The organism is Salinivirga sp. (assembly GCF_055145285.1).
In genome coordinates, this window is record NZ_JBSRDC010000059.1 from 53,760 (window position 1) to 70,519 (window position 16,760).

At 38.4% G+C, this 16,760-nt stretch carries 12 protein-coding genes and 1 pseudogene; all 13 read left to right on the plus strand.

Annotation, left to right across the window (positions count from 1 at the left end; translation table 11 throughout):
* The first annotated feature begins 66 nt into the window (after positions 1–66).
* Positions 67–798, plus strand: coding sequence for a gliding motility-associated ABC transporter permease subunit GldF (gene gldF / locus ACTB0Y_RS11395; protein ID WP_463206946.1), 732 nt, complete (start codon positions 67–69; stop codon positions 796–798).
* A 17-nt stretch (positions 799–815) separates the two neighbouring features.
* Positions 816–2,555 (plus strand): gliding motility-associated ABC transporter substrate-binding protein GldG, encoded by a 1,740-nt coding sequence (gldG, locus tag ACTB0Y_RS11400; RefSeq protein ID WP_463206947.1) that lies wholly within the window; start codon positions 816–818, stop codon positions 2,553–2,555.
* A gap of 212 nt (positions 2,556–2,767) precedes the next feature.
* On the plus strand, positions 2,768–3,802 hold the full coding sequence (locus ACTB0Y_RS11405; protein WP_463206948.1) for a DUF4340 domain-containing protein: 1,035 nt from the start codon (positions 2,768–2,770) through the stop codon (positions 3,800–3,802).
* A gap of 41 nt (positions 3,803–3,843) precedes the next feature.
* Positions 3,844–4,971: a DNA polymerase III subunit beta gene (dnaN, locus tag ACTB0Y_RS11410; protein ID WP_463206949.1), complete on the plus strand. Its 1,128-nt coding sequence runs from the start codon at positions 3,844–3,846 to the stop codon at positions 4,969–4,971.
* 197 nt (positions 4,972–5,168) lie between these two features.
* A pseudogene (locus ACTB0Y_RS11415) lies at positions 5,169–5,519 on the plus strand (cyclic nucleotide-binding domain-containing protein); the annotation flags it as partial.
* Between the two features lie 66 nt (positions 5,520–5,585).
* Positions 5,586–7,046 (plus strand): aspartate ammonia-lyase, encoded by a 1,461-nt coding sequence (gene aspA, locus ACTB0Y_RS11420; protein ID WP_463207069.1) that lies wholly within the window; start codon positions 5,586–5,588, stop codon positions 7,044–7,046.
* Positions 7,047–7,191: 145 nt separating this feature from the next.
* Entirely contained in the window at positions 7,192–9,369 is a 2,178-nt protein-coding gene (locus tag ACTB0Y_RS11425) for a tetratricopeptide repeat protein (RefSeq protein ID WP_463206950.1), read from the plus strand.
* A 149-nt stretch (positions 9,370–9,518) separates the two neighbouring features.
* Entirely contained in the window at positions 9,519–11,039 is a 1,521-nt protein-coding gene (purH, locus tag ACTB0Y_RS11430) for a bifunctional phosphoribosylaminoimidazolecarboxamide formyltransferase/IMP cyclohydrolase (protein ID WP_463206951.1), read from the plus strand.
* A 12-nt stretch (positions 11,040–11,051) separates the two neighbouring features.
* The gene (locus ACTB0Y_RS11435) at positions 11,052–12,074 is read left to right on the plus strand and encodes a rod shape-determining protein (protein ID WP_463206952.1); all 1,023 of its coding nucleotides are present in this window, start codon (positions 11,052–11,054) and stop codon (positions 12,072–12,074) included.
* Positions 12,075–12,150: 76 nt separating this feature from the next.
* Positions 12,151–12,984: a rod shape-determining protein MreC gene (mreC, locus tag ACTB0Y_RS11440; protein ID WP_463206953.1), complete on the plus strand. Its 834-nt coding sequence runs from the start codon at positions 12,151–12,153 to the stop codon at positions 12,982–12,984.
* Positions 12,977–13,483: a rod shape-determining protein MreD gene (gene mreD / locus ACTB0Y_RS11445; RefSeq protein ID WP_463206954.1), complete on the plus strand. Its 507-nt coding sequence runs from the start codon at positions 12,977–12,979 to the stop codon at positions 13,481–13,483. Before mreC ends, mreD begins: the two co-directional genes overlap by 8 nt.
* A 3-nt stretch (positions 13,484–13,486) precedes the next feature.
* Positions 13,487–15,322 (plus strand): penicillin-binding protein 2, encoded by a 1,836-nt coding sequence (gene mrdA / locus ACTB0Y_RS11450; RefSeq protein WP_463206955.1) that lies wholly within the window; start codon positions 13,487–13,489, stop codon positions 15,320–15,322.
* Positions 15,303–16,727, plus strand: coding sequence for a rod shape-determining protein RodA (gene rodA, locus ACTB0Y_RS11455; protein ID WP_463206956.1), 1,425 nt, complete (start codon positions 15,303–15,305; stop codon positions 16,725–16,727). Before mrdA ends, rodA begins: the two co-directional genes overlap by 20 nt.
* The last annotated feature ends 33 nt before the right edge of the window (positions 16,728–16,760 follow it).

Here is a 16,760-nt window from a genome sequence, read left to right on the forward strand (position 1 = left end):
CTTCCCTTTTCACTTGAATTTTTTTTAAAAGCACTATTTTTGCATTTCTATTAAAAAATTAAGCTAATGTGGACACTCTTCAGGAAAGAACTTAGCAGTTTTTTTACCTCACTTACAGGTTATATTGTCGTAATCATTTTTTTATTGATTAACAGTTTATTTATGTGGGTTTTTCCCGGAACAATAAATGTTGTCGAGTCAGGTTACGCTAACCTGGATGCTTTATTTATTATGGCGCCCTGGGTATTCTTGTTTTTAGTACCTGCAGTTACCATGCGTTTGTTTAGTGAGGAAAAGAAAACAGGCACAATTGATTTATTGCTTACGCGACCGCTATCCGATATGCAAATCGTGCTGGCCAAATATTTGGCTGGAACAGGAATTGTAATCATTTCGTTAATTCCCACTTTTGTATATTTTTATTCTATCTGGCAACTTGGCGACCCGGTTGGAAATCTGGATCTTGGTGGTACCTGGGGAGCTTACATTGGTTTGCTGTTTTTGGCAAGTATCTATGTGGCTATTGGAGTCTTTGCATCATCCCTTAGTGAAAATCAAATAATTTCATTTCTTATAGCTGTGAGTTTATCGTTCATTTTTTATGTGGGTTTTGATTCTTTAGCTCAGCTAACGTCAGCTGATCAGTTATCATATTATATTAAAAATCTCGGTATAAATGAACACTATAGCTCCATAAGCCGCGGCGTTATTGATAGCCGCGATATCGTATATTTTCTGGCAGTAATTACCATCTTCTTATTGTTCACGCGCACTGTTTTACAAAGCCGAAAATGGTAAACAAAAAATTAGGAAAAATGAAACGTAATCGTCTAAAAAGAAATCATCTCATACAGCTTCTTCTAAGTATAGTCATTGTTTTACTTATTGGGTTTGTTTCATCAAGAGTTTTTTTTCGCATCGACCTTACAACAGATAAGCGGTATTCTATTAATGAGAGTACAAAAAAGGCTCTTGAAGATCTGGATGATATAGTTTATGTGAAAGTTTATCTCGATGGCGACCTGCCAGCAGCCTTCGAAGAATTGCGGCGTTCTGTGCTCGAAACACTCGAAGAATTCAGAGCTTACGCCGGATCAAATATTCAGTATGAGTTTATTAAACCGGCCGCCAGTGAAAACCAGGAAACAAGAAATGAAATAGCACGGCAATTAATCGATAAAGGACTTAACCCACGTACAATTCGTGTTGAGGATAAGGATGGATATAAAACAAAATACCTTTTCCCCGGAGCTGTAATTATTTATCGGGGAGAAGAAGTAGTCTTAAATTTTATTGAAAGTAATGGCACAGGACGAACAGCCGTAGAACCACTAATTAATGATGCCCAGGAAAAATTAGAGTATAATTTTCTTAATAAAATCAGGGAAGTTACAAGTGTTTTCCCGTCAACTATTGCATTCATATCCGGACACGGGGAGTTGCGTCGCATGGAAAGCATATCCTTTGCGAGAGAATTAGATAAAATGTATTCCGTTAAACTCGTTGAGCCGGATGAATACATTTATGCTTTGCGCGATTCCTTGCGCTTAAAATATGATGCTGCAATTATTGCCAAACCGAGAAATAAGTTTTCCGAAAAAGATAAATTTATAATTGACCAGTATGTAATGCATGGCGGTAAAGTTTTGTGGCTGGTCGATTATATCGACGTGCATATGGATAGCCTGTCCAGAAAAAGCACAACCCAGGCGCTACCGCTGCAAAGGCAACTCAATTTAAACGACATGCTCTTTAATTATGGCGTTAGAATTAATACAGGAATAATACAGGACCTTAGGTCAGCGCCCATCCCGGTTAATACTGCTGCCATGGGGGCAGAACCACAATTTACGCCTACACCGTGGATTTATTTTCCGGTTTTAGCACCAAGGCCAATACATCCCATTACTACCAATATCGGTCCAATAAGAACAGAGTTTATTAACCCCTTAGACACCGTTGGACAAAATAGTGAAGTGAAAAAACAAATTTTGCTTAAAACATCGCAATACTCACGTGTGGTAAGTTCGCCGGCGCTCATAGATTTGAGTATTATTAATCAAAAGCCCGATCCACAGCGGTTTAGGTCCGGGCCTCAAAATGTAGCAGTGTTGCTGGAAGGAAATTTTCAGTCGGCCTTTAAAAATCGGTTGGTAGAAGACTTTACACAAAATGCCTTTTTTGACTTTAAAGAAAAAAGCAAAAAAACCAAGATGATCGTTGTTTCTGATGGCGATATTGCCAAAAATCCGGTAATAACACGAAATGGTGAAAGACAATCATTACCTTTAGGTTCGGATAAATGGTTCGAAGATATTAATTTTAGCGGTAATAAACCGTTCTTGCTCAATGCAGTTAATTACTTGACAGACGATCTTGAATTGGTAGCCTTGAGAGGACGAAAATTCGAACTACGACTACTCGACCGGCAAAAACTCAGAAATGAAAAAACATTCTGGCGTGCCTTAAATATTGGTCTGCCAATACTTGTGATGCTTGTGGTAGCGTTAATATTTAATTTCCTGAGAAAATACAGATATGCCCAGAAAAGTTAAAATCGAAAAGGTAAAAGAGATAAAATAAAAATAATCAAATAATAGAGGGATGAACCGAGCCATGACAAAAATATTGACACACATCGCCTTCGCGGAGCTTTGGCGGAGCGAGGCACTCGCATGATTCTAATAAAGCTACAAATACTATGTGTCAGATATTTACCTCATCATGGCGAGCTAAATCCGACAATTAAAATCAAAATTATAAACGGATGAAAAAATATATCATACAGATTCTTGTTATTGTACTATTGGTTGGTGTAATTGTAGCAGCGCAGCTGGCACCTTACGGCACCTCCAGGTTGTTCGATATGCTCAAAATAGGCAAGCATGCTACTATTCGTGAATTGCGCGACTTTAATGTGGAAGATACTGCCAGTGTGGACCGTATCTTTATGGTTGATAAGGAAAATAATATCGTGGACCTTACCCAAAGGCAAGATGGCCGTTGGTTTGTAAATGATAAATATCCGGTAAGAAACAACTCTATTGAGCTGCTTATGAAAACCTTACATCGGATGCGAATAAAAACGCCCGTGGCAAAAGCTGCAGAAGAAAATATTTTGAAGGACCTTGCCACAAAATCAGTCAAAGTGGAAGTATACAGTGATGAGGAACTTTTAAAAACCATTTATATCGGAGGTGTCACCCAAAACCAGTTGGGAACCTATGCATTACTCGAAGGATCAAATCGGCCGTTTGTGATAGAAATACCAGGATTCCGGGGCTATTTATCCAGTAGATTTAATACAAACCCCGTAAAGTGGCGCTCGACAAAAATATTTCTTTTCGATGAATCGCAAATTGACCGCATTGATGTTGAAGTTGGAAAAAAACCACATGAGTCATTTGCAATAGATGTAAAAGGCCAGAATAGCTACGAACTTTTTGGGCCTGACGGTCAGGAAGCAGTAAAATTCGATACATTAAGCGTTCGGCGATTTGTGAAAGAATTTAACAATAAGTATCATAGTCGCTTTGTCATTGGAAAAACACAGGAACAAATTGATTCTGTGTACAGCAGTTCCTTATTTTACCGCTATAATGTAACTTTAAACACTGGGAATAATGTAGAACTGAGTTTGCACCGGCTAAATACCTATGAGGATGAGAATACAGAAAAAGAGGATATTTTTAAAGTAAGTCATCTTCATGGTGTTATAAATCAAAATACGTGGGTACTTGTACAAACTCACCTTTTTGCCACAATGTTTAAGGAACTTGGAGACTTTAAACCACAATTTTGAAAAGTTTTTCTTAATTTTGAGTAAATAAAAAAGAAAGTATAATGAATTTTGTTGTATCCAGTACAGATTTACTAAATCATTTACAAGCTATTGCTAAAGTGATTAGTAACAAAAACACGCTGCCCATTTTAGATAACTTTTTGTTTGAATTAAAGGGTAATGTGCTGACAATAACAGCCTCCGACCTGGAGACTACACTTGTTACTTCCATGGAAGTCGACAATGCAGAAGGTGAAGGTGTTATTGCTGTAGATGCGCGCCGTCTGTTAAAGTTGAAAGATACTTCGGAACAGCCGCTAACTTTCAATATCAATACAGAATCTCTTTCAGTTGATATTTTAAGTGAAAGCGGAAAGTTTACCAAGGTAGAACAAAAGGGAGAAGATTATCCTAAGCACCAGGAAATTGACGACGCACAAAAAACAGAGATTACTTTAAAGTCAGAAGCGCTGCATTCTGCCATTAATAAAACTATTTTTGCTACTGCCGAAGATGATCTGAGACCTGTGATGAACGGAATCCTGTTTGGCTTCTCACCAGATTACCTTACAGCCGTTGCTTCTGATGCGCACAAAATGGTGCGGTATCGCCGCCTCGACGTGAAATCCGAACAGGAAGCCTCATTCATTTTGCCGCAAAAACCGGCTCAAATGCTTAAAAATCTGCTTCCTAATGATGAAACAGATGTAAAAGTTACTTTCGACCAACAAAACGCAATTTTTGAATTTTCCAATTTTATTCAGGTTTGTCGTTTGGTCGAAGGAAAATATCCAAACTACGAAGCTGTTATTCCTAAGGACAACCCTTACAAAATGACAGTAGACAGGTTAGATTTGCACAATAAACTAAAAATGGTTTCCGGTTACGCCAACCCGGCTTCCAACCTGGTAAAATTGAGCGTTTCGCCCAACGAACTCAAAGTCTCAGCACAAGATCTCGACTTTTCAATGTCGGCCTTCGAGCGTCTAAAATGCGAATACGAAGGCGAGGAAATGGAGATTGGCTTTAAAGCACTTTTCATGATTGAAATAGTTGCTAACATTTCTTCTCCTGACATCTTCATAGAACTATCAGATCCTTCCAGAGCAGCACTATTTCTTCCGGTAGAGAAAGAAGATGAAAATGAAGATTTGTTGATGCTATTAATGCCAATGATGGTTAATCAATAAAACAAATTATTTATTTAGCAATGAAGAGGAAATGCTACTGGTATTTCCTCTTTTTTAATGCTGTAAAACAGATCAATGTACAGGTAAAAACTCAAAGTTTTAAAGGAGATTTGTATACCTTTTGCTATGTAACTATAGGTTTTTGAAGTACGAACAAAAATTATATCATGCACCTAACAGCATCAAAATCATAAGCTATGACCAAAAATGAACTTTCAGCATTTATAAGGCAAGTCAGCCTTTTCAACGGACTTAATGACGATGAAATAGAAATAGTAGCCGGCCATGTAAAACGAAGAACATTTCAGGCAGGCGATTATCTTTTTAAGCAACATTGTCACAGAGAGGCCATATATTTTATTGCCGGGGGAGAGGTAGAGCTTTTTTCTAAAACCACCTATGGTGCAGAAAAACGACTCGCTTACTTCGGGGCCTATGATTTTATGGGAGAAGGTTCTTTACTCGACCATTCACCCCACAGTACCAATGCAAGAGCCATTACAGATGTAGTAGGCTACAGTATAGAAAAAACCGACCTGGAGCACCTAACTGAAAAACACAATAGCATTACCTCAAAAATTTTTGCCAATCTCGCTAAAGTAATCACACGCCGCATGCACCAGGCCAATGCTCAACTAATCAATGCGGGAGCCCAGTACGCCTCTGGTTCTACCAGGCACGAGCACGACCTGTTGGGCGACAGGGATGTGCCTGACCAGGTTTACTATGGCATTCAAACTTTAAGAGCGCTTGAGAATTTTAATATCTCAGGTGTATCACTACAGTTTTTTCCAACTTTGATAAGTAGTTTGGCCATAGTGAAAATGGCTGCTGCAAAAGCCAACCACGACCTGGGATTGCTCGATGATGAGGTAACCGAAGCCATGGTGCAGGCCTGCGATGAAATTATGAAAGGCAAGTATCACAGACATTTTGTGGTGGATATGATTCAGGGAGGAGCAGGTACATCTACCAATATGAATGCCAACGAAGTTATAGCCAATCGTGCCCTCGAAATAATGGGACACAAAAAGGGAGCTTACGAATATTGTCACCCAAATAATCATGTCAACCTTTCCCAATCTACAAACGATGCCTATCCCACATCCATAAAAATAGCACTGCTATACTCCAATATTAAATTTGTAGAAGTTTTAAAAGATTTGGTTGACTCATTTCATAAAAAAGGTGAAGCCTTTGCCGATGTTATTAAAATGGGGCGCACCCAACTTCAGGATGCCGTACCAATGACACTTGGGCAGGAGTTTGAAGCTTATGCAACAATGCTTGGAGAAGAAATTGAGCGATTGGAACATAATGCTGATTTGTTCCTTGAAGTTAATATGGGGGCTACAGCTATTGGTACAGGAATAAATGCAGACCCGGACTACAGTGAGAAATGCGTAAATCACTTGCGCGACATTACAGGCCTTGATATTAAACTGGCTAAAAACTTAGTTGAAGCAACCCAGGATACAGGAGCATTTATTATGTATTCATCAGCCGTAAAACGGCTGGCTGTAAAATTAAGTAAAATCAGCAATGACCTGAGGCTGTTGTCATCCGGCCCACGCACCGGATTCAACGAAATAAATTTACCACCTATGCAACCAGGATCTTCCATTATGCCCGGAAAGGTAAATCCGGTTATCCCGGAGGTCGTCAATCAAATTGCATTCAAGGTTATTGGCAACGATTTAACCGTGAACCTTGCTTCTGAGGCCGGTCAGTTGGAACTCAATGTAATGGAACCTGTTATTGTTCAAAGTCTTTTTGAAAATATAGAAATGCTTAAAAACGGCATGGAAGTTCTAAAATACCGTTGTATTGATGGTATTACCGCCAATAAAGAGCATTGTCTTAATTTGGTTCATAATAGTATTGGCTTGGTTACAGCCCTGAATCCGGTCCTAGGATATGAAATTTGCACAAAACTTGCTAAAAAAGCACTTGAAGAAAACCGGAGTGTATATGATTTGGTACTTGAACAAAAACTACTTTCTAAAGATGAATTAGACAAAATTCTGGCACCGGAGAACATGGTTAAACCGCATAAATTAACATTAAATAAATAGTTTGGTTTCTACTGAAAAAGCGGATATCAAATTGTCTGGTATCCGCTTTTTTTTGTTTTTTTGCAAATGTGTGCATTCAAAGATTATAATTTCATTTTATTACATTATTATTGTATTTTAGATACTTAAACATTAATACCTTATTGTGAGAAAAAGGTCAATATATTTTCTGAAAGTAAGCTTTTATATAGTTTTTTTGCTGCTTTTTAAAACTTCAATTGCCGACCCGGACAGTTTGCTTCAAAAGTTACAAAGTCAAACTGCAGATACCTCCAGGGTGAAAGTTCTATTTGAATTAGCCGAGTATTATGAAGCTCAAAATCAGGATACTCTATTTTTAAAATATATTAATCATACACTGAAGTCAGCCGAGAACATAGGTTTTATTCCCGGTATGGTTTGGGCCCTTGATGAAAAAGGATACTATTTACGGAAAAACGCTCAGTACTCAGAAGCCCTAAAAGCACACTTTGATGCTTTGCGATTAGCCGAAGAAATACAGTATGAGAAATACCTCCCCCGCATAAATAATAACATTGGCGTTGTTTACCGGAGGCTCGATGATTATAGTAGTGCAGTGAACTATCATCTTCAGGCCCTGAAATACGGAGATGCCTACAATGATTTGCGAAGTACCATGTATGCCCGTAATAGCCTCGGAAATGTTTTTGCCTTAATGAAGCAATACGATCAGGCAATGGAATACTTCAACCAGGCTTTGGAGCAGGCCAAACAAAGGAACAATCTTCGAAGCCTCGCCATTAATTATAATAATATTGGCGAGCTGCTAGAAACAAAGGGGGAACTACAAAAAGCCCTTAGGTATTATTTCAAATCGCTTGAATATAACGAAGAAATTGATAGCAAGAGGGGCATATCCATCAGCTACGATTGCATAGGATCCATTTACTTAAAGACACAAAAATATGAGCGTGCCATTGATTATTTTAAAAAAGCAATGGAAATTGATCAAAGCCTCGGGGATGATTTTTATGTTGCATTGAGTAGCCTAAATATCGGACAGGTTTATATGAAACTTAGCAGTGTAAAAGCCGCATCCAGCTATCTTGAAAATGCTCTCAAGCTTGCACGTGAGATAGGAGCCAAAAGCACCAATCGTGATGCACACAAATACCTCTCAACCCTATACGAAGAATCTGGCCGGCCCACAAAAGCCTTAAAGCATTATAAGATTTATACTTCCTACAAGGACTCAATTTTAAATGAAAAAAACAGCCAGAATATAAGCAAACTCCAGACGCTTTACGAAACCGAAAAGCAGCGTAAAGAAATTGCACTTCTTGAACAGGAAAAAGCACAAAGAGAAAAAGCCAACGAACGAAAAACCATATTTATATTGATATTGGCGATCGCTTTTACTTTGTTGGCTATTTTAGCCATAGCCCTATTCAGGGCCAACCTGATAAAACGCAAAAACAACAAGGTGCTTGAGAAACAGGCAGTTGTGATACACGAAAAAAACAACGAACTTCAACTCCAAAAACGTAAGCTTGAACAAACCAATAATAAAATTACCGATAGTCTACTTTATGCCCAAAAAATTCAACAGGCACTGCTGCCCAGAAAAGCACTGTTAAAAAAATTATTCGCTGATTTTTTTATTTTATACCACCCATTGAGCGTTGTGAGTGGCGACTTTTACTGGGCTGGAGAATTTGAAGATAAAATAATATTTACGGTGGCAGATTGCACCGGACATGGTGTTCCGGGAGCCATGATGAGCATGTTGGGTAACTCGTACCTGAATGAGACCATTCGTAATCCGGAAGTAAGACATGCCAGTCAGATGCTCAATGAAATGCGAAACATGATTATTTCATCATTGCATCAACAAGGCTTGCCAGGCGAATCAAAAGATGGCATGGAGATGTCTTTGTGTATTTTCGATAAAAAAACCAATATACTGGAGTTTGCAGGGGCCCATATTTCAATTTACATCGCTCAATATAAGCCGGAAAAGGAACAAAAATATGAACTCATCGAGTTGAAAGGCAATAAAATGCCTATTGGGTACTATCGAAAAATGAGTTCTTTTACCGATCAAACATTCAAGATAGAAGCTGAAGATATCATTTATATGTTCACCGATGGATATGTAGACCAGTTTGGCGGGAAAAAAGGACAAAAATTTCAAAGTAAGACTTTCCGTAATGTGTTAATAGATAATGCGCACAAACCGCTTAATGAACAAAGAGAGCTGATAGAAAAGACCTTTATGGTATGGAAGAATGATTACGAACAGATTGATGATGTGTTGGTTATGGGAGTGAAGCCCATAATGAAGAAAAGTGAGGATGTGTAAATACAATTATTCCCACCGGGCTTGCCAATAAAACAAATCTCTAAAAGTTTGCAAACTCATTGATTTTATGCTTTCATTCAATGGTTTTTAATGTATTTTTGTATGCAAAATTGTAAATTTGCTTATTTTTAACCGATAAAGCTTTTGGCATGGGGACAAAAAAGATCACTTCAGCATTAATTTCTGTATTTAACAAAGAGGGACTCGAGCCACTTGTAAGGAAACTGGATCAGTTAGGCGTAAAATTAATCTCAACCGGTGGCACAAAAAAGTATATAAACAATCTTGGTTGTGAAGTCCAATCTGTTGAAAACCTTACAGACTATCCATCGATTCTTGGGGGACGTGTTAAAACCTTGCACCCCAAAGTTTTTGGTGGTATTTTAGCCCGCCGCAGCGAGGATGCTGATAAAACTGATATGCAGAAGTACGCTATACCTGAAATAGATTTAGTTATTGTAGATCTTTATCCTTTTGAAGAAACCCTTACCGGTGATGCTACACATCAGGAAATAATTGAGAAAATAGACATTGGCGGAATATCACTCATAAGAGCCGCGGCAAAAAATTATAATGATACCCTTGTGGTGAGTTCACGTAACCAATACGGGTTAATCACTGAGCTGCTTGAGGAACAAGGTGGTGAAATAACTGAAGCACAACGGAAAATATTTGCGGCTCAGGCTTTTAATATTTCATCGCATTATGATACAGCCATATATAATTACCTCTCAAACGGTAATGAAAATGTATTTAAGCAGAGTATAATTCAAAGCAAAAAATTGCGGTATGGAGAAAATCCCCATCAAAAAGGATTCTTTTACGGCGATTTAGATGCTTTATTCGATCAGCTTAACGGAAAAGAAATATCATACAACAATCTGCTTGATATTGATGCAGCTGTAAATTTGATTGACGAATTTGATGAAACCACCTTTGCCATTCTTAAACACAACAATGCTTGCGGAATAGCCTCAAGAGAAAAACTCATTGACGCATGGACAGACGCCTTATCCGGGGATCCGGTATCGGCATTTGGTGGTATACTAATTACAAACAGCGAAGTAGACCAGGAAACTGCACAAAAAATAAACAAACTATTTTTTGAAGTTATAATTGCACCTGGTTATCAGGCCGAGGCATTTGAAATTTTAAAACAAAACAAAAAACGAATTATATTACGCAGAAAATCGAAGGAATTGCCCAAAAAACAGTTCCGTTCGCTGCTAAACGGTGTGCTTGGACAAGAGAAAGACCTTTCGATAGAAGGGATTAACGATTTTGCGACTGTTACCGAAAAAGGGCCCACATCTACAGAGGCACAAGACCTGGTTTTTGCCAATAAAATTGTAAAGCACAGCAAATCAAATGCCATTGTATTGGCTAAAAATAAGCAACTTACTGCCAGTGGAGTAGGTCAAACAAGCCGGGTAGATGCACTGAAGCAGGCAATAGAAAAAGCAAGAAACTTTGAGTTGGATTTGAATGGAGCAGTAATGGCATCAGACGCATTCTTCCCATTCTCCGATTCAGTAGAAATAGCAAATAAAGCGGGCGTTAAAGCCGTAATTCAACCAGGCGGAAGCATTCGCGATAAAGAATCGATTGAATATTGTAATAAAGCCGGAATGGCTATGGTATTTACAGGAAAAAGACATTTTAAGCATTAAACTATATAAAACATGGGTTTGTTTTCATTTTTAACGCAGGAGATAGCCATTGATTTGGGTACTGCAAACACCATTATCATTCATAATGATAAAATTGTAGTAGACGAACCATCTATTGTTGCATTGGACAAAACTACCGGAAAACTTATTGCTATTGGCGAAAAAGCCCGGCAAATGCACGGTAAAACGCATGAAAATATCAGCACAACTCGTCCGCTTCGGGATGGTGTAATTGCCGATTTTCATGCAGCAGAGCAAATGATTCGGGGTATGATCAAAATGATTAACTCCAAAGCAAGGTTGATGTCGCCATCGCTACGTATTGTGATTTGTATTCCATCAGGAAGTACTGAGGTAGAGATGCGCGCCGTACGCGATTCTTCAGAACATGCCGGTGGACGAGAGGTTTTCATGATTTATGAGCCAATGGCCGCAATGCTCGGTATCGGTATCGATGTAGAAGCGCCTGAAGGTAATATGGTTGTTGATATTGGCGGTGGTACGACCGAAATTGCCGTAATTTCCCTCGGTGGAATTGTAAGTAATAAATCAATTCGTATTGCCGGTGATGACTTTACTGCTGATATTAAAGAATATATGCGACATCAGCACAACATTAAAATTGGCGAAAAAACAGCAGAAAATATCAAGCTTAAGGTAGGATCGGCCCTTCCAGATCTTGAGGATCCACCACCAGACTTTATCGTGCGGGGACCTCACCAAATGACGGCTCTGCCCATGGAAATTCCTGTTTCGTATCAGGAAATAGCACATTGTCTTGACCGTTCTATTACCAAAGTGGAGGCTGCCATCTTAGCAACACTTGAGCATACACCACCTGAATTGTATGCAGACATTTACCAAAAAGGGATTTGGTTAACAGGTGGTGGCGCACTATTGCGTGGCCTGGAACGTCGGTTGCTAGAAAAAACCAAAATTCCGTTCCATATTTCAGATGACCCACTTCATGCAGTAGCCAGAGGTACAGGAATTGCACTGAAAAATGTGGATATGTTCCAGTTTCTTATGCGCTAATATTTAGTAAGCTGTAGTATAAACAGGCGCAGGGTTTATGGTATTAAAAAATGGATAGCCAAATATAATCGGTTGTATGAATAACCTAATTCGTTTTATTGTACGGAATCACCATTTTTTTATTTTTCTAATTATTGAGTTTATTGCTTTTTCATTGCTGATTCAATATAATGAGTACCATAGATCTACCTTTATAAATAAATCAGGCACAGCCCTAAGCGCTGTTTATAGCTTTACTCAAGATGTCGATGACTTTTTTTATTTGAGAGATGCCAACCAGGAATTGGCCAGGCAAAATGCACATATCTTAAATACTTTAAAGAAATCTTATAAATCCAATAAAGTTTCTTATAAAGAAATATACGATTCTGTGTATTTTAAGAAATGGCATTACATGGTGGCCAAGGTGATCAATAATTCGGTCAACAAACAAAACAATTATTTAACCTTAGATAAAGGGCGACGGCATGGAGTACAGGAATCAATGGGAGTAGTTGGCCCGAATGGTGTTGTAGGCGTAGTGCGGCATACTTCAAAAAATTATGCTACTGTAATATCGTTGCTTAATCCCAATTTTAGTCTTTCAGTGCGGCTCGCCAATACAAAATATTTCGGTTCGCTGCAATGGGACGGGATCGATCCACGCATTTGCTGGCTCGACGACATCCCAAACCACATTAGCGTGAATGTAGGAGATAAAGTGGAAACCAGTGGGTACAGTGCCATTTTTCCGGCAAGCATACCTGTTGGAGAGGTTATTGAAGCACAAAAAGACAGAAATAGTAATTTTTATCATATCAAGGTTATGTTATTTATAGAAATACAAAGCCTTACGCAAGTATATGTGATTAAAAATAAGGTAAGGGAAGAAATAGTAGAACTCGAGCAAAAAACACAACCCAATGATTAGAGTCTTTTCCCGAAATATTATTCGTTTCTTAATACTGGTGTTAATCCAAATCCTGGTGCTCAACAATATACAGTTAAGCGGATATATCAACCCGTATTTTTATGTGTTGTTTATTCTTTTAATGCCATTCGAAACACCAGGTTGGGTTGTTACCGTTATGGGTTTTTTTCTAGGGCTCACTATGGATTTATTTGCTAATACACCGGGAATGCACGCTGCAGCAACAGCTTTCATGGGTTTCTTGCGACTTTTTGTATTGCGTTATATGGAACCACGCGATGGTTATGAACCTGGCTCGTTCCCAAGGGTTTATTATTACGGGTTTCGCTGGTTTTTCAAGTATGCATTATTCCTGACCTTTGCTCATCATCTGGCCCTTTTTTTTATTGAGGCTTTTCATTTTACTGCAGCCGGACATATTTTACTGAGGGTGCTTCTAAGCACAGTTTTTTCGGTGTTGCTCATTATAATTAGTCAATATCTGGTATTTAGAAAATAATATATGTCTGATACCTTCAATAATACACGAAGCTTTGTAATTATCAGTGTCATTATATTGATAATTGTAATTTATATTGTCAAATTGTTTTCTTTACAGGTTGTAGATAATCAGTACAAAACCTCAGCAAGTTCTAACGTACTAAGGTTTGTTACTCAATATCCCGTGCGTGGCCTGGTATACGACCGCAACAATGAATTGATGGTGTATAACGAAGCAGCTTACGATTTAATGGTTATACCGAGGCAACTTACTGAATTTGATACTGCTGAACTTTGTAAAATATTGGATGTTTCGAAAGATTTTGTTGTTGAACGGCTTAATAAAGCTAAAGCCTATAGCGTTTATAAACCCTCTGTTCTTCTAAAACAAGTATCAGCCAAAACTTATGCAAAGCTCCAGGAACAAATGTATAAATATCAGGGCTTTTTCACGCAAACACGTACTCTACGCGAGTACCCCAGTTCGGTGGCAGCCCATGTTGTAGGCTATGTGGGAGAAGTAAATGAACAGGTTGTTAAGAATAATCCTTACTATAAAAGCGGCGATTATATTGGTATAAGTGGCATAGAGAAATCATACGAAGAAGAACTCAAAGGGGAAAAGGGCGTGAATGTTTTTATGGTCGATGTTCATAACCGCCTAAAAGGATCATATAATGAGGGCGAACTAGACAAGGAAGCCGTGCCCGGCAAAAATCTGACATTAACGCTCGATAAGGAGCTCCAGGCTTATGGTGAGAAGCTCATGCACAATAAAAAGGGCAGCATTGTAGCCATTGAACCCTCAACCGGTGAAATTTTGAGTATGGTAAGCGCCCCGACCTATGATCCGGCGCTTTTGAGTGGTCGTCCCAGGACAAAGAATTATAGAAAATTACAACATGATACCCTTAAACCGCTTTTTAACAGGGCACTTCAGGCACAATACCCACCAGGTTCAACATTTAAACCAATGAATGCCTTAATTGGGCTTCAGGAAGGTGTTGTTAATTTAAATACCGAATATTCATGTAATTATGGTTATCATGTTGGAAACTTTTCTTTAGCTTGTCATGGCCATCCATCTCCATTGGATTTTGTTGAGTCTATCCAATTTAGTTGCAATGCCTATTATTGCCATGTCTTCCGCAATATTATGGATCATGCTTCTGATGCCGGTATTAAAACCAATTATAAAAATTGGCGAAACAAGGTCCTCTCCTTTGGTTACGGTAAAAAACTCGATATAGATTTTCCATTCGAACTCAAAGGTTTAATACCTAAAGCATCATACTTTGAAAATATTTATAAAAACTCATGGAATTCCTTAAACATCGTGTCTATGGCTATTGGACAGGGCGAAATATTGATTACACCGCTGCAAATGGCCAATTTTTCGGCTGTAATTGCCAACAGGGGGTATTATGTAACACCCCATTTGGTAAAAGAAATACAGGGAAAGGCGGACATCGAACCAAAATATGAAGTAAAAAGGTACGCAGAGGTAGATGAAAAACATTTTGAACCCGTTGTAGAAGGTATGTATAAGGTTGTACACGGTGACAAAGGAAGTACGGCAAGAAATGCCAGAGTCGATAGCTTAGATATATGCGGCAAAACAGGAACCGCAGAAAATCCCCATGGCGAGGATCACAGTATCTTTATTGCTTTTGCACCAAAGGATAATCCTAAAATAGCAATTTCAGTATATGTGGAAAATGGTAGCTATGGAGCTACATATGCAGCACCTATTGCAAGTTTTATGATAGAAAAATACTTGAAAGGTAGTGTGAGCCGAAAGTGGTATGAACAATATATTCTTAAAGCAAATCTGTTAGATGGAGCAAAGAAGGATTAATATATACAAAGATATTGACTGGATTACCGTTATTCTTTACCTGATATTGGTGATAATGGGATGGCTCAATATTTATGCAGCTGTTTATAACGAGGAACATAGTAGTATTTTTAGTCTTACGCAACGGTACGGTAAACAATTGCTTTGGATTGTGGCATCTATAGTTATTATTATAGCTGTTATGCTCCTTGACAGTAAGTTTTATGCATTTTTTGCCTATCCTTTTTACCTATTTATTATTTTATTACTTATTGCTGTTTTGCTTTTTGGTACAGAAGTAAATGCCTCACGATCGTGGTTTGCCATCGGAAGCTTTCGTTTTCAGCCGGGAGAGTTTGCAAAACTTGCCACAGCACTCGCCCTTGCAAGGTTTATGAGTGGGTTTAACTTTAAAGTCCATAAGCTCCGAAATATTTTAACTATAGCAGCTATAATTTTGATTCCTGCTGCACTTATATTATTACAAAACGATACCGGTTCAGCACTAGTGTATGCTGCTTTTATCATTGTACTTTTCCGTGAAGGTTTATCATCGGCTGTTATGCTACTGGGAATTTTTGCTGCCATATTGTTTATTTTATCTCTGACAACACCTTTGGTTTATATTCTTATCTTTATATTGTTCGTTGTTTCCCTGGTTGCTTTTATTCAATTTCACGACAGAAAACAGGTTTTTAGAGGATTGTTTGCCTACTTAATGATTTTCGGGCTGATTTACCTGACAAATACCCTGTTCTTTGATTATAGTATTACCTGGCTCATTATTGCTTCAGCATTAGCCTTTTCCATTGTTTTAGCCATTAGAGCCCTGGTGTTCCGCTACTATTATTTGTTTTTTATTATCGGAGTAGCGCTTGGCACTATGGCCTTTACATATTCCGTAGATTATTTTTTCGAAAATGTACTTGAGGAACACCAGCGTAGTCGTATCAATCATCTGTTAGGTATAGAATCAGACCCGCTTGGAGCTGGTTATAATGTGAATCAAAGTAAAATTGCTATTGGTTCAGGAGGACTCTCGGGAAAAGGCTTTCTGAGGGGTACTCAAACCAAGTATGACTTTGTTCCAGAGCAAAGTACTGATTTTATTTTTTGTACGGTTGGTGAAGAGTGGGGATTTTTAGGCACATCTATGGTGCTCACTTTGTTTTTAATTCTTTTAATCCGTTTAATTATGCTGGCAGAACGCCAGCGCTCCTCATTTAGCCGTATTTATGGATATGCGGTCGTTTCCATTTTGTTTTTTCATATTGCCATCAATGTTGGAATGACCATTGGTCTGGCACCGGTGATAGGTATACCATTACCTTTCTTTAGTTATGGCGGTTCGTCATTATGGGCTTTTACAGCTCTGTTGTTTGTTTTTCTCCGTATTGATGCCTCACGACGGGAACTCCTGCGATAATTTCATCAGGCACACACCTTATTTGGATTTGGG